Annotated in this window: 20 protein-coding genes and 1 tRNA gene; 9 read left to right on the forward strand and 12 right to left on the reverse strand. The window is 48.4% G+C overall.

Features of this window, described 5'->3' with window-relative positions:
- Window positions 1–104: 104 nt before the first annotated feature.
- Window positions 105–2,669 carry a glucans biosynthesis glucosyltransferase MdoH gene (gene mdoH / locus NXT09_RS06215; protein ID WP_268579158.1) on the reverse strand — a complete coding sequence of 855 codons (2,565 nt, stop codon included), beginning with the start codon at window positions 2,667–2,669 and terminating at the stop codon, window positions 105–107.
- Window positions 2,662–4,164, reverse strand: a complete 1,503-nt coding sequence (locus tag NXT09_RS06220) for a glucan biosynthesis protein G (RefSeq protein ID WP_240346588.1) — start codon at window positions 4,162–4,164, stop codon at window positions 2,662–2,664. Before NXT09_RS06220 ends, mdoH begins: the two co-directional genes overlap by 8 nt.
- Before the next feature lie 443 nt (window positions 4,165–4,607).
- Between NXT09_RS06220 and NXT09_RS06225 the strand changes: the two genes are divergently transcribed.
- Both NXT09_RS06225 and NXT09_RS06230 read left to right on the forward strand, forming a co-directional pair.
- The gene (locus NXT09_RS06225; RefSeq protein ID WP_268579159.1) at window positions 4,608–5,105 is read left to right on the forward strand and encodes a DUF2946 domain-containing protein; all 498 of its coding nucleotides are present in this window, start codon (window positions 4,608–4,610) and stop codon (window positions 5,103–5,105) included.
- Between the two features lie 102 nt (window positions 5,106–5,207).
- Window positions 5,208–6,731 (forward strand): PepSY-associated TM helix domain-containing protein, encoded by a 1,524-nt coding sequence (locus tag NXT09_RS06230; RefSeq protein ID WP_268579160.1) that lies wholly within the window; start codon window positions 5,208–5,210, stop codon window positions 6,729–6,731.
- Between the two features lie 109 nt (window positions 6,732–6,840).
- Here the strand turns inward: NXT09_RS06230 and NXT09_RS06235 are convergent, their stop codons facing one another.
- The 3 genes from NXT09_RS06235 to NXT09_RS06245 all read right to left on the reverse strand — a co-directional run bounded on the left by NXT09_RS06235 (window position 6,841) and on the right by NXT09_RS06245 (window position 10,116).
- A complete protein-coding gene (locus tag NXT09_RS06235) occupies window positions 6,841–8,505 on the reverse strand; it encodes a methyl-accepting chemotaxis protein (protein WP_268579161.1) in 1,665 nt (554 codons plus the stop codon).
- Between the two features lie 871 nt (window positions 8,506–9,376).
- Window positions 9,377–9,658, reverse strand: coding sequence for a hypothetical protein (locus NXT09_RS06240; protein ID WP_205554617.1), 282 nt, complete (start codon window positions 9,656–9,658; stop codon window positions 9,377–9,379).
- A gap of 158 nt (window positions 9,659–9,816) precedes the next feature.
- Window positions 9,817–10,116, reverse strand: coding sequence for a hypothetical protein (locus tag NXT09_RS06245; protein WP_268579162.1), 300 nt, complete (start codon window positions 10,114–10,116; stop codon window positions 9,817–9,819).
- A gap of 154 nt (window positions 10,117–10,270) precedes the next feature.
- On the opposite strand from NXT09_RS06245, the gene NXT09_RS06250 reads away from it, so the two are divergent.
- The gene (locus tag NXT09_RS06250; protein WP_039275654.1) at window positions 10,271–10,456 is read left to right on the forward strand and encodes a GhoT/OrtT family toxin; all 186 of its coding nucleotides are present in this window, start codon (window positions 10,271–10,273) and stop codon (window positions 10,454–10,456) included.
- 67 nt (window positions 10,457–10,523) lie between these two features.
- Here NXT09_RS06250 and NXT09_RS06255 read toward each other — a convergent pair whose 3' ends face one another.
- The 4 genes from NXT09_RS06255 to NXT09_RS06270 all read right to left on the reverse strand — a co-directional run bounded on the left by NXT09_RS06255 (window position 10,524) and on the right by NXT09_RS06270 (window position 12,615).
- Entirely contained in the window at window positions 10,524–10,952 is a 429-nt protein-coding gene (locus NXT09_RS06255; protein ID WP_014915858.1) for a universal stress protein, read from the reverse strand.
- A gap of 166 nt (window positions 10,953–11,118) precedes the next feature.
- Window positions 11,119–11,574: a GNAT family N-acetyltransferase gene (locus tag NXT09_RS06260; RefSeq protein ID WP_268579163.1), complete on the reverse strand. Its 456-nt coding sequence runs from the start codon at window positions 11,572–11,574 to the stop codon at window positions 11,119–11,121.
- 4 nt (window positions 11,575–11,578) lie between these two features.
- Window positions 11,579–12,103, reverse strand: a complete 525-nt coding sequence (locus NXT09_RS06265; RefSeq protein WP_205554623.1) for an isochorismatase family protein — start codon at window positions 12,101–12,103, stop codon at window positions 11,579–11,581.
- Between the two features lie 89 nt (window positions 12,104–12,192).
- A complete protein-coding gene (locus NXT09_RS06270; RefSeq protein ID WP_268579164.1) occupies window positions 12,193–12,615 on the reverse strand; it encodes an NUDIX hydrolase in 423 nt (140 codons plus the stop codon).
- Window positions 12,616–13,081: 466 nt separating this feature from the next.
- Between NXT09_RS06270 and NXT09_RS06275 the strand changes: the two genes are divergently transcribed.
- A complete protein-coding gene (locus tag NXT09_RS06275; protein ID WP_014915862.1) occupies window positions 13,082–13,336 on the forward strand; it encodes a biofilm/acid-resistance regulator YmgB/AriR in 255 nt (84 codons plus the stop codon).
- A 403-nt stretch (window positions 13,337–13,739) separates the two neighbouring features.
- On the opposite strand, the gene NXT09_RS06280 is transcribed toward NXT09_RS06275, so the two are convergent.
- Window positions 13,740–13,827: transfer RNA gene (locus NXT09_RS06280), tRNA-Ser, on the reverse strand.
- A gap of 287 nt (window positions 13,828–14,114) precedes the next feature.
- Between NXT09_RS06280 and yccA the strand changes: the two genes are divergently transcribed.
- Window positions 14,115–14,774, forward strand: coding sequence for an FtsH protease modulator YccA (gene yccA, locus NXT09_RS06285; RefSeq protein WP_103860384.1), 660 nt, complete (start codon window positions 14,115–14,117; stop codon window positions 14,772–14,774).
- A gap of 109 nt (window positions 14,775–14,883) precedes the next feature.
- A complete protein-coding gene (gene tusE, locus NXT09_RS06290; protein ID WP_268579165.1) occupies window positions 14,884–15,213 on the forward strand; it encodes a sulfurtransferase TusE in 330 nt (109 codons plus the stop codon).
- 12 nt (window positions 15,214–15,225) lie between these two features.
- Here tusE and yccX read toward each other — a convergent pair whose 3' ends face one another.
- Entirely contained in the window at window positions 15,226–15,504 is a 279-nt protein-coding gene (gene yccX / locus NXT09_RS06295; RefSeq protein WP_268579166.1) for an acylphosphatase, read from the reverse strand.
- 227 nt (window positions 15,505–15,731) lie between these two features.
- On the opposite strand from yccX, the gene hspQ reads away from it, so the two are divergent.
- A complete protein-coding gene (gene hspQ, locus NXT09_RS06300) occupies window positions 15,732–16,040 on the forward strand; it encodes a heat shock protein HspQ (RefSeq protein WP_010276051.1) in 309 nt (102 codons plus the stop codon).
- Between the two features lie 81 nt (window positions 16,041–16,121).
- Here the strand turns inward: hspQ and NXT09_RS06305 are convergent, their stop codons facing one another.
- Window positions 16,122–16,535 carry a CoA-binding protein gene (locus NXT09_RS06305; RefSeq protein WP_240583253.1) on the reverse strand — a complete coding sequence of 138 codons (414 nt, stop codon included), beginning with the start codon at window positions 16,533–16,535 and terminating at the stop codon, window positions 16,122–16,124.
- A gap of 194 nt (window positions 16,536–16,729) precedes the next feature.
- Between NXT09_RS06305 and NXT09_RS06310 the strand changes: the two genes are divergently transcribed.
- Together NXT09_RS06310 and NXT09_RS06315 are read left to right on the forward strand one after the other, a co-directional pair.
- The gene (locus NXT09_RS06310; RefSeq protein ID WP_240583254.1) at window positions 16,730–17,254 is read left to right on the forward strand and encodes a DUF2057 family protein; all 525 of its coding nucleotides are present in this window, start codon (window positions 16,730–16,732) and stop codon (window positions 17,252–17,254) included.
- A 137-nt stretch (window positions 17,255–17,391) separates the two neighbouring features.
- Window positions 17,392–17,850 (forward strand): methylglyoxal synthase, encoded by a 459-nt coding sequence (locus NXT09_RS06315; protein WP_014915868.1) that lies wholly within the window; start codon window positions 17,392–17,394, stop codon window positions 17,848–17,850.
- Window positions 17,851–17,877 lie beyond the last annotated feature (27 nt).

Below are 17,877 nucleotides of genomic sequence, written 5' to 3' on the forward strand. Positions count from 1 at the left end.
TAGTTTCAGGAGCTGCGACACCTTATGACAGTCGAAAAAAAAGCAACGGCATTGATTGCCGTTGCTTTATCTTTCACACCACTAATTTTCTACACTACAAGCAGTTAGCTTTTGATATGAGGTGCGGGCAGTTTCTGGTAAGACTCAACCCACGCAGCATACGTTTCCGGCTTTTGCCACACATGGTAGTGCAGGCGCGATATCGTCACAGGATCGCTAAGCAACGCCAGACGCTGATTATTGCTCACCTCTTCCGGCTTGCGATTCAACGCATCACGCACATTCTGCTCACGTACGTCTTCAATTGCTCGGCTGAAGCTATGGCGCGCCGTCGCCATTGCACTGGCAAGGGCGTTAATTGACGGATCAAAGACAGCCTGCATAAACCCGTTATCGAGTCTACGCTGGTGGTTCAACCGGCAATATTCATCCGTAGCGACCAGTTCGCGCGGCGGATTAAACTCTTCCGGTATCATCAACAGCTTGGCACGCTTACAGCCCAGCCCCAATGACGCACGGCTCGAATAAACCGAAACGAACGGCGACAAAATCAGCGAGAAGACAATCGGAGCCAGCCACCACAGGAAGCGTAGATCCAGCCATGCCATGCCAATCGCCCAGACCAGCCCCAGAATCAGCTGAGAACCGTGGCGCACAAACGCCTCACTCCACGGGGTCGCATCGTCATCACGCTGTGGAGAATTCCACTGCACCGACCAGCCGAGAAACGCACTGACAACAAACACCGTGTGGAACAGCATACGAACCGGTGCCAGCAGGACTGAGAACAGCATTTCCAGCAGCAGGGAAAGGAATACCCGGATAGCGCCACCGTACTCTTTTGCCCCTTTCGCCCACACCAGAATCACGCTCAACAGTTTTGGCAAGAACAACAAGACCAATGTCGTCGAGAAGAGCGCGATAGCCAGTTCCGGCCGCCACTGTGGCCAGACGGGGAACAGCTGTCGAGGCTGCAAGAAGTACTGTGGTTCCATCAGCGTATGCACAACCTGTAAGGCTGTAGAGAGCACCAGGAACATAAACCACAGCGGTGCAGACAGGTAAGACATCACACCGGTAAGGAAAACGGCACGGTGAACCGGATGCATACCTTTAACCAGGAACAACCGGAAATTCATCAGGTTACCATGGCACCAGCGGCGGTCACGTTTCAGTTCATCCAACAGGTTAGGCGGCAGCTCTTCATAGCTTCCCGGCAGGTCGTATGCAATCCATACGCCCCATCCAGCACGGCGCATCAGCGCAGCTTCAACGAAGTCGTGAGACAGAATCGCCCCCGCGAACGAACCTTCACCCGGCAATGGCGCCAGAGCGCAGTGCTCGATGAACGGTTTAACGCGGATAATCGCGTTATGTCCCCAGTAGTGCGACTCACCCAACTGCCAAAAATGCAGGCCCGCGGTGAACAGCGGCCCATAGACACGCGTTGCAAACTGCTGGCAGCGTGCATATAGCGTATCCATGCCCGATGCTTTCGGCGAGGACTGGATGATGCCAGCGTTCGGATTGGCTTCCATCAGCCTGACCAGAGACGTCAGACATTCGCCGCTCATTACGCTATCGGCATCCAGAATCACCATGTAGCTGTACTGGTTACCCCAACGGCGGCAGAAATCATCGATATTCCCGCTCTTACGTTTGACGCGACGGCGACGGCGGCGATAGAAAATGCGCCCTGCTCCGCCAACATCACGACACAGCTCCATCCAGGCTTTTTGCTCTGCTACGCAGATATCGGGATCGTTACTGTCGCTCAGGACGTAAATATCAAAATGTTCAAGGTTGCCCGTCGCTTCAACTGATTCATACGTCGCACGTAATCCCGCAAACACGCGTTCTACGTCTTCGTTACAAATCGGCATGATTAACGCCGTGCGATGCTCGGGATTCAGCGCCTCGTTACCCACTGTCGTGGAAGAGATACTGTATTTATCTCGACCAATCAGCAGTTGCAGGAAGCCCATCAGCGCGGTCCAGAACCCGGCCGACACCCAACAGAACAGCACCGCGAACAGAACGAGTATGCCGCTTTGTAGCACATAAGGCAGCAATTGCATCACCGAGCGCGTCCACGGCTGACCCGCCATTTCAAACGGATCGATCAGCGCCCATCCCTGATAAGGCAGGATGGTTTTCATGTACCAGGTGGCGATCGCCGTCTGGAACAGCGTCAACACCAGCAGAATATAGCGGCGGATTGTCCCCACCAGGCGCCAGCGGTTTTCGGAAATTTTCTCTTCCGGGCTGTAATGAGGACGAGGCGGCACGGTACGGCCCAGCAGACTTTCCCACCAGCGAATCAATGGGTTCGTCCGCCAAACATCAGGGAACATTGAGGCGCGGGTGATGACAGGCATCGCTTTTAATGCTGTCCGCCCTTCCCTGTCTGTGCCGAGCTGCTTGCCGTTGTCCAGACCATCAGCCCAGGCCATTTCAAGACGAGCCTGCACAGAATGCAGCGCAACATCGTCTTCTGCCTGAACATTGACCTGACGACCTTCAGACTGGCTGCCTTCAGACAAAGCCTGATGCAAAACGGCCTGATCGTTCCAGGCCGCTTGCGGTAATTTTTCGCGAAGAACCTCTGCCTGCGGAGCAGGCAGAGGAAGCTTCTCAATATAATCGAGAGAAGAAGTTGACTTATTCATTAGCAGGCAGCTGATTGCTCCAGGTTTCAGTCAATGTCGTCTCGCCATTAACCAACGCAGCTCTCATTTCAGTCGGCTGTTTCGCATCCTTCACACGCAAACGCAGCGTCAGACGCCAGCCATGAGTTACCGGGTTATAGCGAACATTATTTTCTACAATCTCGCCGTTGTCGCCAATGCTGACCTGAGAAGCGACCGGAGTGCTCTCATCCAACTCTTTTAAATTCGGTCCAACAAAATCCACAATGTAAGCGATCGTGCCGTCAGGCTGGCGGATCAGGTTAGATTGTTTAACATCACCGGCAGAACGGCGAGTCTGTTGAACATAGGCAATGTTCGGGGAATGCAGTTGATCTTCGTCGCGCGTAAAGTGCAGACGATATTTAATATCCAGCGGTTTGCCCGTTTCTGGCAACACATCAGGTGTCCAGAAGGCAACGATATTGTCGTTGGTTTCATCCGCGGTAGGGATTTCAACCAGCTCAACTTTTCCTTTGCCCCACTCGCCTTTTGGCTCAACCCAGCCACTTGGACGCAGATCGTAACGGTCATCAAGATCTTCGTAGGCGGCGAAATCACGGCCACGCTGCAGCAGACCAAACCCTTTCGGATTTTCTACCGCATAAGTGCTCACGGACAGGTGCTTAGGATTATTCAGCGGACGCCAAATCCATTCGCCATTACCGGCATGAATTGACAGACCGTTAGAGTCGTTCAGCGCTGGACGGTAGTTCAGCGTTGGCGACGGCTGGTTCGGTCCAAACAGATACATACTGGTCAGCGGAGCGATACCCAGCTTGCCCACTTTATCGCGCAGGAAGACTTTCGCCTGAACGTCTACGACGCTGTCACGCCCCGGATAAACGGTAAAACGGTAAGCCCCTGCAGCACGTGGCGAATCCAACAGCGCATAAATCACCAGGTGTTTATCATTTGGTTTTGGACGTTCAATCCAGAACTCACGGAAACGCGGGAATTCTTCACCAGAAGGCAACGCTGTATCGATCGCCAAACCACGCGCAGATAAGCCATAAATCTGGCCCTTACCTACCACACGGAAATAGCTGGCACCCAGCATGCTGACAATTTCATCGTTCTTATCTGCTTTATTGATCGGATAGAGAACTTTAAAACCGGCAAAGCCGAGATTTTTAACCGTTTCAGGATCGTGATTGACGGAACCGAAATCAAAATACTCAGGAGAGTATTTAATCTCATCAACCGTTGTCGCCGTCACTTCATTAATTTTCACCGGGGTATCGAAATACATGCCCTGATGGTAAAACTGGAGTTTGAAAGGCGTCTGTACATTATTCCAGTATGATTTGTCGTTATTGAAACGAATTTGCTGGTAGTCCGCAAATTTCATATCACGGAATTGCGCAGGAAGATTACTTTTCGGCGCTTCAAAACCCTTTTCAGCCAGCTTTTCGGCCTGCTGTGCCACATCATCAATAGAGAATGCCCAAGCTGGCGCTGCGCTTACTGACAACATAACGGCGGCGGACAGCCAGCGAAGGCTAGCAACCCGCTGTTTAAACCCAAATTTATTATCCAGCACAGCTCCCCCTGTTCGTGTGCTTCAATCAACTAAAATCCATATTAATGGATAAGTTAGCTTTCCGACAACTTGATAAAGATATTGTTCATCATAATAGGTCAGCGTTTAAACAACGAGAACGCTAAAGCATGATAAACCGGGTTGTCAAAATGGAAAACAGCCACGGACTATAGCGAATATCGCCCTGCGCGTGCGTAGGATTATTCCGTTTACGCCCATGCAATTTCCTGACGTGGCATTGATAGAAATCAGAACGGATGGCGACAGCACTTCACCTGTCACTTGCAGTATGCCGGGTATAAACATTTGTGTAACAATGCAGGGACAAGTAAAGTACACTCCTTGGCTGAACCCGGTATTGTTGAATTAAGACTGCTATGCTTTTGTCCGCACTACGACGGCGAAGTTTCCCAGCCTGGGTCGGCATCTTCGCTATTTTGACCATTTTCATTGCCCCAGTGATTTCACAAACACTGGTGCTTTATGGGGCCCATGCTCATGAAAATGGTACACACACGCATAGCTCTACTGCATATAGTCCTACTGCACATACGGTCGACGCACATGATACAGCCGCGTCCGCCAGCCATAGCGGCAGTATAGCCGAACCGCATCATAATCATACCGGACATCAGATGTCCGGGCATCATGCGACGCAATCACACCATTCTCCCTCATCGCCATCCATGATGATGGACCATGCTGCTTGCGGTTACTGCGTACTCTTTTCGTATACGCCAGCGCTGTTCGCAACAGGCTCTCCTAATCCCATACTGACTGCGTCTTTATCAGAAGCACTGGTTATTCATTTTATTTCCCGCATTGTCCTTCCTGAACGTTATGCTTCTCCTGTAGTCCGCGCCCCGCCTTTCTGAATCACGCATCATCATGCTCATGTGCATTTATAACGCATCGCGCTATACCCTTTCAGGTGTGGCGTGTGATCATTTTTTTGCTAAGTGATTTCAGAGGGGTCTATGTCACACCCTAATCAGGCATCAGCCACTGCTGCCGCCTCCGGCTCACGCCCAGCCGGAGAAACGGCGTCGGATAAACACGCGATGGATAACATCTCGCCACGTGCTGCGATCGTTGCCCTGTTCATCCGGCTTCATTTCTATATCGGTATTTTTGTCGGTCCTTTTATTTTTGTCGCCGCTCTGACAGGGACGCTGTATGTTTTGACACCGCAGATTGAAAACCAGCTGTATTCACACCAGCTTTTCACCGAGAGTCAGGGCACGCCACATTCTCTGTCTGAGCAAATCCATGCAGCACAGGCAGGGCTCGCTCACCGTCAGGATGCAAAACTGCTTGCAATACGCCCTGCACCGGTAGCCGGAGAAACCACCCGCGTCATGTTTGCCTTGCCGGAATTGGGGCCATCGGAAAGCCGCGCCGTTTTCATCGATCCGGTTTCACTGGAAAATCGTGGCAGTGAGATTGTTTACGGCACCAGCGGCATTCTGCCATTCCGTACCTGGCTTGATTACCTGCACCGCGGGCTGCTGTTAGGCGATGTCGGGCGTAATTACAGCGAGCTGGCAGCATCCTGGCTGTGGGTCGCGGCACTGGGCGGCATTGTTATCTGGTGGTCAACTCGACATCTGTCGTCAGCGACCAAACGACGGAAGTTGAAGAATAGCCGGACGACAACAGCCAAGACGCAGCGCCTGCGTCACTGGCACGCCACGATGGGGCTAACCCTTGTGCTGGGTTTGCTCTTTTTCTCCGTAACGGGGTTAACCTGGTCGCAATGGGCGGGAAGCAACATTTCTGTCGCGCGTACCGCACTAGGGTGGCAGACCCCATCGGTGAACACACAGTTGCCCACACCGATGTCTCATCACGACATGATGCACGGTCACGATATGGCTATGACTGCGGATGAACACGCAGAGCACCATGCATCGATGCCCATGGAGGATGTCGAAGCCGCTTCACCCGCGTTATTTGATGAGGTGTTAGCTGCCGCACGCGATGCTGGGATTGATGCCAATAAAATCGAAATCCGCCCTGCCACCAAGCCGCACCGTGCCTGGACCGTCAGTGAGATCGATCGTGCTTGGCCAACGCAGGTTGATGCCGTGTCGGTTAACCCAGATACGCTGGAGATTGTAGACAAAACCGATTTCAACACCTTCCCGCTTGCCGCCAAACTCACCCGCTGGGGAGTAGATGCACATATGGGCGTGTTATTCGGTTTACCAAACCAACTCATCCTCGCGGCGTTTGGTCTTGGGCTCTGTACGATGATTGTATGGGGCTACCGGATGTGGTGGATACGTCGTCCAAAATCTCGCCATGACGCTAACCCAGTCAACACGCTGACGGCGGCATTGTTGAGGGTTCCGCTCTTTCAGCGTCTGCTGATTGCGCTTATTACGCTGCTGCTGGCAGTGAGCTTGCCGGTCATGGGGATCAGCCTGCTCATCTTCCTGCTCATTGACGTTGTTCGGTGGTATATGAATCACCCTAAGCAAACTATCGCTACAAGCTGATTTCCGTACTGTCACCATTGCCCGACACGGCAATAAAAAACCGCCATTGTGTTACACAACTTGTGCACACAATGGCGGTCAATCAACAATACAGCTTAACGACAAAATGTTAGAACGTGGTCCAGTCCGCTAATTCACCTTTGGCTGCTGTTTTTTCTGTACGGCCATTTTTAGGGGCAGCCAGCGCGGGCGTTTCTGCTTTTCTATTTAACGCTGCACTTTTGTACGATGCACCAAGGTTGAATACGCTGACCGTGCGCGCGAGGCTATTGGCTTGATCCTGCAAAGAGAGCGCAGCGGCAGCAGATTCTTCAACCAGCGCGGCGTTTTGCTGGGTTGTCGTATCAATCTGCCCAACGGCCAGGTTAATCTGGTTGATTCCATCGCTTTGCTCACGGCTGGCCTGCGCAATTTCGCTGATGATTCCCGTTACGCCCTGCACATTCGTCACCAGTGAGTTCATCGTGACGCCGGTTTTTTCTACCAACCCCATGCCGTCCTGCACTTTCTTGAACGAATCATCGATAAGCTCTTTGATTTCTTTTGCCGCCGTAGCGCTTCGCTGAGCCAGCGCGCGTACCTCACTGGCGACAACGGCAAACCCTCTGCCCTGTTCACCGGCACGTGCCGCTTCAACGGCCGCGTTCAGCGCCAGAATGTTAGTTTGGAATGCAATGCCATCAATCACGCCGATAATTTCCGCCATACGCTGTGACGAATCACGGATACCGCGCATTTCCTGCGTTACCGTTTCCATCATAATACCGCTTTTTTTCACGGTTTCAGACGCGCTAGCCGCAAGGTCTGTCGCCTGCGTCGTATTATCGGCGGTATTTCTTATCGTCGACGTCAATTGTTCCATCGATGACGCCGTTTCTTCCAGCGAGCTGGCCTGTTCTTCCGTGCGGGCAGATAAATCCTGATTCCCCGCAGCAATTTGCGATGCAGCGCTGGAGATCGTTTCTGCCCCGTCACGCACCTGGCTGACAATCTGCCTTAAGCTGCTGTTCATATTATTTAAGGCGGATAACAACTGGCCGGTTTCATCTTTACGCTCGGTATAGATTTCAGAGGTCAGATCGCCTTTCGCGACATTTTCGGCTACACCTAGCGCTTCCTGTATCGGCTGAGTTACGCTGCGGGTAATCAGTGAGGCAATAATCAATCCAGCCAGCGCACTGATGATAATAATCGTAGCAAGAACCATCAGCGCATTTTTATAGCTGTCACCCACTTCTTGCGCTGAGGATGACATTTTATCATCCTGTACATCGATGAATTCATTGACTTTACTGGTGTATTTCGCCTGGCTAACACGCGTGACATTGAAGTACTCTTCGGCTGCCGCGTCGGTGTTACCTGCTGAGACCAGTGCAGAGAGTTTGTTCGCTGAACCAAGGAAATCGCGGCGAATATCGCCAATATCACGCAATATCGCAACGGATTTATCATCGCTTACCGATTGGTTCAAATACTCCATGAGTTCAGATATCGTTCCTGAACGCTCTTTGTTCAACGCCAACTGTTTGTTAATTTCACTTTCTGATTTAAGTAAGAGCAACAGCTGCTGATTATTGAGATAACCGTTCAGCTCATCAATGAGCTTGTTACTTTTGACGGTGAGTGGGTAATTTTGCGAAACAATCTCATCCATTTTTTCGTGAAAGTCACTTAGCTTTGAAATTGCAACGCTGCCAATTACCAAAAGCATTAAGACTAGAAAAGAAAATCCCGCCCCTAATCGATATCCTATACGCCAGTTGGACAAACTCATTAACATCTCCTTAATTAATTTTCTCTATCTGTATAAAAATATATAATTAAAAAATTAATATTTATTTAATAAATACAGGTAGCTCCAATACTCTTTTTCATAACAAAAAACACACACCTCTGGACAGATTATTTATATGCCCTGGTGAGAAACATAAACAATGTGTAGATAGACATGCTCATCAAAACCACATCCATCACAGCGCGGTCGAATGGGTCTAGCCAGATACGGCGCTCGGTACAAGATATCTGCACACTCCGACAGTGGAAAAAACGTCATCCTTTACACCTCATCTTTCACCGCACGTTCTCGTCCATGATTGGTTTCTTGCATTCCCACATGCACCATAAAATCCAGGAGCATTACCGCTACTAAAATTAGGGTTAAATAGCAGCGACAAGGGTGAATAAAAACCAGAACACGTCCTCCTTACGCCGAAGGGGGTATCGGCCTTTTGTAGATAATCTTTATATTTTCTAACTTATGGATTTAATATCTATTAAATCGATCATTTTTTTATAATCTATCTATTTATAAGATATATATCTTTTCATGTAGGGTAAATATTGCATTTAGAATGTAACAATAAACTCAAAAATAAAAGGTAACACTTCATTATAAAATTAAATAAACACAGCCTGAATTTATATTATGCCGCGTATGGAGAGCGGGCATATATGGAATTAGCCGAATCAGGTGAATGAAATAGGATACTTTCAAGTGATTTTCACTTTCTGTACTCGCAGTATTACAGGCAGGATGCGTTGAGAAAATAAACACACCCAGAGGTCTTTTTATCAAGACCTCTGGGTGATTTAATTTTATTATTTACGTTTTGAATCAATCAGCGATTCAACGTCACATATCTGTATTACTTTTTCTTGGAAGCTGCTTTGGATTTACCTTTCAGCAAATCACGAACTTTCTTTAGCTCTTTCTGCGTCAACGGCGCTTCTGCTCCGACTTCTTCTGTACCCTGACTGTCCACTAGCTCAGGAGACAACTCAGAGGCCTGGTGGCTTTCATCAAAGCTTCTCAGTAATCGGGCGCTGACTTCTGCACTGATAGATACTTCGTTTTCCAGGGCGGCCGCTTTGATTTTTTCTTTCAATTCTGAGGAAATCTTCAGGGACAGACTAGATATCTCACTCATTTTATTACCTTTCTCATGGGGTAAAATAGTAAGCTATGACAGCCAGCAGGTAATGTCCATACTGAAATAAAAATTTAATATTTCTGTCACAGAAAAAGCGTAATTAGATTCTTAGCAAAGAGATTATTATTGCGCTATTTTTATTTCCCTGCTGAATACTATCCATTTCCGTTTTTCATTCTCCAATCGTCAATCATTTTCCGAGTCACTTCGTCTTTGTAACAGATTGGCGAATATCCCCCCGCCCGGCTCCATGCGCTACGTTTACCACACTTGCTGCCATTACGTGCTGAATTATAAGGGCAAGGACAATTGCCAGAATAAGACGAAATCGATTCCTGAATGATCTGTTCTTTGATCTGTTCATCAGAAATTCGGCCATTTTTCGCCATACTAGGCGTAGAAATAGAAAGCAGGGTCATAGCACACACCATCGCAACAGCCAGCGTTGCTTTCATACCAAGGGTCTCATTTTAACCAGAGGATAATAACTGCAGTACAAGATACGTACCGCAGAACAATGTCACCCACTACCCATTAAGGGTTAAAAAATTGATCGTAAAATATTAACAACATAAAATGCAGGTGCTGCGAGGATAAAAGGAAACAAACGTGCCACATCATTCCCCATGGGAACTCATTAAACTTACCTACATGATCGGCTTTGTCGTTTCCCTGATCGTGACGTTCTTGTTAAGTAAAGATAAATCCCTACTCATCCGATTCTTTGCCTCGTTGATAGTGGGGCTAACCTGGCCGTTGAGCTTTCCCGTTGTCCTGCTGTTCTCCATTTTTTAAAGCGGTCTCAGCGTAGGATTGCTGCCCCGTCCCCAACCTCAGACGCGGCAGCAGCGTTATGCAAAAACTAGCGGACAACTAAGACTGACATTTTGGCATGACGAACGATTGCTGCGGCATTTGAACCCAGTAGATAGGTTTTCACATTCGGTCGCCGCGAACCGATGACGATTAAATCTGCATTAATCTCCTCCGCCAGCGCTAACACTTCGTCTCTGGCCGAGCCAAAACTAACGCTGCATGACAAACGCGAGGCAGGAAGGTCGATCGTTTTCATCAGTGATTTCAGCTTGTCATTCGCTTTCACCACCGCCTCATTCTCCAACTCTTTTATGCCAAAAGAATAAGCAGACAAAAACGCCGACGCATCTGGGAGGGAATGAAAGAGGTGGATTGCGGCACCCGACATTTTGGCCAACCTGACTGCATGCGTAAGCGCGTGTTTGGTGAGTTCATCTTCTTCTATATCTACTGGCACCAGAATGCTCGTGTACATAATCACCTCTCCCCTGCGTGGATAACTGATTACCTGTCAGTCTGTAAGAAGCGTAGTCTGCCCCTCGTCAGCAAAATATGATCCCGTTCACTTTTATGCATGTTGCCTGCAACTTTTAGCCCAATCGGCGCACAAAGTAAGCCGTTAGCTCACATGTAATTTTCCTTTAAAGCGATCGTGAATAGATACGTGACGATTCACCCCAGGGGTGATAGCCCATTCCGATAAAGTGAAACCCATACCGTTCATAAAAACCGAGTAACTCGGTGCATAAATGCAATGCAGAAAAGCCAGCACGGCGAGTTTCCTGAGCAAGATGCTCAATCAACCGTCCCGCATAACCTTTGCCACGATAGTTCTCTTCAACGTAAAGCGCACACAGCCAGGGATAAAGATCCATGCGGCTGATGAAATCATTGGTAATTAACCCCGCACCGCCAATAATCTGCCCGTCCTTTTCCAGCAGATACCAATCTGGCAATGGGTTTTCCGCATCAATGCAGTGGCTGATACAATCTTCGTAAAGCATCAGCGTCTCATCTGATGCCCAGTGGCGTTGGAAGTACTGGATCGCCTGCTCTTTGTATTCGGGGCGATTTCTGACAGAAATAATATTCAGCATGGAACTAACGACTCATCTTCCATGAAGCAACGATGTGCTCCGTAGTTTCTACCGTAATCGTGTTGCCCGGAATAATAAAATTCCGCCACACGTCGTTGTAATGCGTGACTAGCTGTTCGGCTTTCAGTTCGCCGCGATTCGCCGTCGTGTGCGCATCAGCAGCAATCGTCAGCGCATAGCCTCGGCTGGCTGCATTTTTAATGGTTGCATCAACACAATAATCTGTCGCACATCCGCAAATCGTAATATGGTTAACACCCAACTCAGTCAGCACATCGGCTAACGGCGTACGGTAAAATGCATCGCACGCTGTTTTGGTGATAAACAGGCTCCCCTCTGGCTGATGCAATTCAGGTAATAGCTGCCACCCATCGCTGCCAGACAGCATGCCGTCTTCTTCATGCTGAATAAAAATCGTCCGATCTGCTGCCTCTGAAAGCTGGTTTATCAATGCGACCGTCTGCGCTTGTCGCGCTCTTGGCGTTGAAAACACCGCATTTTGCATATCAATCACTATCAAAACCTGCATCTTTTTTTCCTTATTTCGACGCTTAACATCGGCACGGATTATCATCACGGAGGCAGCGGCATACCATCATCCCAACCCGTCAATTCCGACTAGATCATGTCCACTATACCATGAGGATAAAACTTGATTTCCCCTGAGCGCAGCAAATCAATATCAAACCAGCGAGTCACGATCGGAACACCGTTTGTCTCGATACCATGAATGATATCGTGTTGATAAAGGGACTCATCCTGAAAGCGGGCCTCATAAACAAAGACAATCTCATGACCCGGCTTGCCATTGTAGGAGAAAATATTCTCTGAAACGCCCAACAGCGAAAAGTCCTTGGTCGCGGCACTGATTTCCTCCTGAACTTCCCTCTCCGCCGCGGCCTGCGACAGTTCACCAAAATCGATGCCACCACCGAGCGGCAACACATAGTGCTCATCTTTTATCGGGTCATGCCCTTCGGCTAACAGAATTTTGCCATTATTGCGGAAAAGACAAACTGCTTTTGCTCTGATCTTTTGCATGCCAACGCTCCAGGTAAACTACAGCACTCTTTTGATAAAAAGACATTTATTGATAAACTGCAGGTATCACAGAAAAATGTCATCTTCTTGTACAGATCAAAATCTTATGGGTCGTCATCAAAATGTATTAATAGTCTTTATGTTCAGTGAATGTTTTTACCTGCCTCCTTTTCTCTCGTTATGTTTAACTTATTGAAGTTATGTATCTCGTATAATTATTTCAGACATAATATTGGTGGGAAATGAGCAATTCATATTTATCCGCCTGACCATTGATCGCCGTCATCCTTTCACGTTTGGAAGCATTGCCGAGTAACGCGGTGTTTATTTATCTTATCGACTGGTTTTATGCGTATGATCGACTAAAGTTAAGTAACCATTTCTTCATGTCTGGCGGATAGCGCGTTCGTGCTGTCTGGCAAGGCGTGTATTCACCCTGTCAGAAAGCGCTAAGGGAGGAAAAGCAATGCATTCAGAGGTGCCCCAAAACGAGCTCCCGATATCTGATGTTCTCAGTCTTGACTCTCAGATCAGCGATATGGAAATGCTTGGCAACATTGTGGAAGAGATCATTCAATCTGGCCATTCCGTCAGTAACAAGGCCATCATCGCTAAATTAGTCCACAAGATTGAAACAGAGGCCAATGCCGCTTTTCAGGAAAAATATCGCACATTGCTCGATCTGGTTGTTTATAAAACTCAGGATGATTTCCTGATTTAATCTGTAGTCAATACATCAACCTATCGCGTGCAGTAACATGCATATGTTCTAGTTCAGCATTTTATTTAATGTACGCAAGGCCGAACAGGAATATGTAAGCAATAGATAACATCGGTATTTATATTGTTATTATTGAGCAATAACTATCGATTTATTACTGATGAATAACGCGATGCTTATTTATTTTTTACCAATCGTTAGTATTCATTTCTGAATGAATAGGTGAGGGGAAAAATTCGTGTCGTTTTCGCTACACGTTTCAATATGCTCGGCGCGGGGAACATGTTCAGCGCGAAGATTGTTACGGACAACAACCACATCAGCGGCGCAAGATAAAAAACGATTCTGGGATTTGATAGCAGAAACGAAAACGGGCTAGCCTAAGCTAACCCGTTGAATTTTGTGGCGGAGGAGTAGAGATTCGAACTCTAGAACACTTTCGCGTCGCCGGTTTTCAAGACCGGTGCCTTCAACCACTCGGCCACTCCTCCGCAATGACGCGAACTATAAACAGTGTGTGAGATCTTGTAAAGCATCACAGCGCTCAATTGCCTGAAAAATAGTCTAACGCAGAGTAATTGGACGCAAAACCACCACGCAACGGATAAAATCGTGCAATTTATCTCCGGTATCACACCACTTGCTGAACAAAACACACGCGCTGGGCAGAAAAATGAAAAATTTCAGCGTAAAGATGGGTAAACCACCTTTAATAACGTCATGAAACTATTTACTCTTTGACATTGGATAATAGCACCCTGAAGAGAGAGTCGCTGATATGGATCGTATTGTTGTTTCTTCTACCCGTGAAAGCTCGCTACTCAGCACGCACAAAGTGCTGCGCAACACCTATTTCCTGCTGTCGCTGACACTGGGTTTTTCAGCCGTTACCGCAACGGCAAGTACCGTACTTAACCTACCTGCCCCTGGCTTAATTCTGATGCTGGTTGGGTTTTATGGTCTGATGTTCCTGACGCACAAACTGGCCAACAGCCCTGCAGGTATTCTGGCGGCGTTCGCACTGACCGGATTCATGGGTTATACGCTGGGCCCAATTTTAAGCTCGCTGATTTCTTCCGGCGCAGGCGACATTGTCATGCTGGCCCTCGGCGGCACGGCGGTGGTGTTCTTCTGCTGTTCAGCTTATGTCTTAACGACACGTAAGGATATGTCCTTCCTGTCAGGCATGATGATGGCTGGATTTGTTGTTCTGGTTGTTGCCGTTATCGCCAATCTGTTCTTACAGATTCCGGCCTTGCATCTGGCAATCAGCGCCCTGTTTATTCTTTTCTCTGCTGGTGCCATCCTGTGGGAAACCAGTAACATCATCCACGGTGGCGAAACCAACTACATCCGGGCGACGGTTAGCCTGTATGTCGCGATATACAATATCTTCGTTAGCCTGTTGAGCATTCTGGGCATCATGCGTAACGACTAAGTCTCGTCTATCGCCACACCGAGAAAGCCCCATCTGGGGCTTTTTTTATTCCGGCGCAGACAGAAAAATTTGTTAAACTGCGTGCTGAACTATCGCAGTCGGAGAGAAGATGTTGGATTTTGAAGGGCGAACAATCGCAACTGACGCGCAGGGTTACCTGATGGACAGCACTGCATGGAGTGAAGCATTGGCTCCCGTGTTAGCGGAACAGGAAGGCATCGTGTTGACTGAACCGCATTGGGAAGTCGTCCGGTTTGTGCGGAATTTTTATCAGGAGTTCAATACGTCACCCGCGATACGCATGTTGGTTAAGGCGATGGCGCAAAAGTATGGTGAGGAGAAAGGAAATAGCCGCTACCTGTACAAACTGTTCCCGAAAGGGCCAGCCAAGCAGGCAACTAAAATCGCCGGCTTACCCAAACCAGTGAAATGCATCTAGCGTCACTCAGGTTCAATAGCGGATCGTAAAACCTTCATAGTCCGTCTTACCATGTGGCTCAATAAGCACCTTATCCACTCTGGCGCTTCGTGGGCCTCCTTGCTTCAGCCATTCAATCAACGCATCTACCGCATGAGGTTCACCGCTTGCTACGACCTCTACGCTGCCATCATCACAATTGCGTGCATAGCCATTGAGCCCAAGCTGCATAGCCTGATGCTGCGTGCTGTAACGAAATCCCACGCCCTGAACCAGACCATAGACATAGGCGGCCATCGCTATCTTTGCCATCTTCTTCCCCCCTTTCCAGCCCTGCGACCACACAACATTTCATTAGCAGACCTGTATCTTCTAAAAATTTACACCATACTGTTAATAATGTGTTCAGCCAGCGATTCATCAACGAGCACATGACTTGAAAAAACGCTGTACGCTAAAAGGCGTTATCGGATGCGGTGACTTTTCCTTCACGCCATCCACAACGAGTAGAAAGTGTAATCTATTTCCAGGGGGGTTATATGATCATCTGTAAATTTGGTATCGGACAACAGATTCGTCATAGACAACTGGGATTTCCAGGGGTTGTTATCGATATCGATCCCGAATACTCATTAGACACGCCCACCTGGGAAGAAATTAGCGGCAATGACACGCCGCGCTCCGAACCGTGGTACCACGTTGTGATGGAAGATGACGAAGGCCAACCGATTCATACTTATCTGGCAGAAGCACAGCTGATGAAGGAAGAGCTTTCTGAGCATGAGCACCCTTCGCTAAACGAATTAGCCGAGGTCATTCAGCGCCGCGCTCCACAGCTGCGCCATTAATTTTTCACTAAAAGCAGATACTGATGACCAGAGGCAGGCATTGGCGATGTTGTGATATTCAGCATCGCCTAATTCTGTAACTTATTTCTCCAACCCCAGCCGCGGGATTTCAATTTTCGGACAGCGATCCATGACGACTTTCAGCCCGGCATCGTGAGCCAAAATGGCGGCTTGCTCATTAATGACGCCAATCTGTAGCCACAGAACGGTTGCGCCGATGGCGATGGCCTCTTTGGCAATCTCATAGGCCGCTTCCGGCTGGCGAAAAACATCGACCATATCAACTGGTTTAGGAATATCCTCTAAGCTGGCATACGCTTTTTGACCTAACAGCGTCTGGCCGGCCAGTTTGGGACTAACGGGGATAACGTCGTAGCCCTGCTTAAGTAAATACGCCATCACACCATAACTCGGACGGGACGGATTATCGCTGGCCCCCACTAACGCAATGGTTTTTACCGTTTTCAGTACAGACTCAATCTCTCTGTCATTCATGCTATTCAACCTCTCTTGCGTGATTGATTACAGTGTATCGCACATTCTACGAATAGCATGAAATGGCTTAAGACCACCTCCATCTGCGCCCTATAGCGCGAAAAATGCCATAACAGCCTGTTTCAAATTGAAACCTTTGACACATTCAGACAATTCCTCAACAATACTCGGATTACGTTCCATTTGGGAAAATTATGAAATTCGGCTTCATCACTGTCTGCCTGGTTATTGCAGGTTTAAATACCTCTGCAATGGCGGCAACAACGTTGAAATTAGATCAGAAAATCGATCTCCTTATGGTTGACGGGCAAAAGATGTCAGGCTCGTTGCTGAAAGGTGCCGATAGCCTCGAACTTGGCAGTGGGCAACACCAGATTCTGTTCAAAGTCGTCGATACTGTCGATGCCCAGACCGGTGCGCCAGTGACCTATTTCCCTTCAACCTTTATTGCGACCTTTAACACGGAAAAAGTGGCATCGGTGTCATTTAAGCTACCGCCGCTGCAAACCCTTCAGGATCGCAAAAACTTTACCGCCCAGCCTCAATATCAATTGCTTGATGAAAAAAATCAGGCTATCCCCCTGCGTACCGATGCAATTGCGATCGCAGACAATGAGCTGCTCGATATAGAGCGAAAAATGTCAGAATACAACGCAGCGGCGAACGGGGCTTCAGTTGCGGGCTTTGCTACCGCACTGAATGAATCTGTAAGCTGGTGATTTTACGCGCAGTCACATCTGATTTTTGATACCCGTTCGCCTTTTCCTGCTTTTATCGCTTTGCACTGAAACTACGTTTCCGTAATCTGTCTGTACCCTAGCGTCAGCTTTACTACACCAGATTGAAGGACGTAACCATGGAGTTCACCACCCGTACTATCCCCGCGCAAAAACATATCGCGCTGGTCGCACACGACCACTGTAAACAATCTTTGCTGGATTGGGTTGGTACGAATAAACAACAGCTCACAGAGCACACGCTTTACGCTACTGGAACCACCGGCAACCTGATTCAGTTAAACACGGGGCTGCCCGTAAAAAGCATGCTAAGTGGACCGATGGGGGGTGACCAGCAGGTTGGCGCACTCATTTCCGAAGGGAAAATCGATTTAATGATCTTCTTTTGGGATCCACTCAACGCCGTACCACACGATCCTGATGTGAAGGCGCTGCTGAGACTGGCTACAGTGTGGAACATTCCTGTCGCCACCAACCGGGCAACGGCAGATTTCCTGATTAACTCAGCGCTATTTAAAGAATCCGTTCAAATCGCCATTCCTGATTACCAGCGCTACTTGCAAGACCGTCTAAAATAATATCAGTACATCATAATGGACCAGCGG

Origin of the sequence: Pectobacterium jejuense (genome assembly GCF_026800125.1) — a bacterium.
GTDB lineage: Bacteria > Pseudomonadota > Gammaproteobacteria > Enterobacterales > Enterobacteriaceae > Pectobacterium > Pectobacterium jejuense.